This is a genomic window from Oleiphilus sp. HI0061, assembly GCF_001635675.1.
This window is the reverse complement of the sequence record NZ_LWFE01001546.1, coordinates 1-553: the sequence shown is the minus strand read 5'-3', so window position 1 is coordinate 553 and position 553 is coordinate 1. Positions and strand designations below refer to the sequence as shown.

At 46.7% G+C, this 553-nt stretch carries 1 pseudogene; it reads right to left on the bottom strand.

What is annotated here, in order from left to right:
* Positions 1 to 164: 164 nt before the first annotated feature.
* Positions 165 to 553 (bottom strand): annotated as a pseudogene (locus A3735_RS31345) (hypothetical protein); the annotation flags it as partial.

Here is a 553-nt window from a genome sequence, read left to right as displayed (position 1 = left end):
GAAACATTACTTGGCTCTATCGCCAGTGCCCAACAAACGCCTGGCGAATTCAAGCCCGAAGAATGGATTGAAGAAATATTGAGCTTTTGCCTTTCAGGTGTTCGTCGCGCCTAAGCGCTTTTGAGCCTGAAAGGTTTGAACATTTAAGAGATGAGCCTCAGCTTCTAGCGCCTACGACGTAGGCTTTCTTTTTCCTTCGTACGCTGGTCAAGTCTGGCCATAATTTCTGCCATTTCTTTTGCTTCTGCAGCCGCTTTGGCAGCCTGTGCAGCTTCGCGTTCCATTTTCTCTTTGGCGATGGCTTCTTTAATTCGCTTTTCCTTGGCAGCTGAGCCAACACGTCCTTCTGGTAGTTTGTCTTTAGCTGGGCTGGTTTTAGCTTTGTTGGTCTTTAATCTGGTATTGCTAGTTTTGCTTGCAGTGGATGTTTTGGTTTTCGGCGCACTCGTTTTAGTGCTGCTACCTGCGCGGTTTTGCCGACGCTTCATCTCGATATTCATCATGACCGCTTTCATATCGTCAAAGTCTTTGGTTGAATCAGACTTTCGCAATT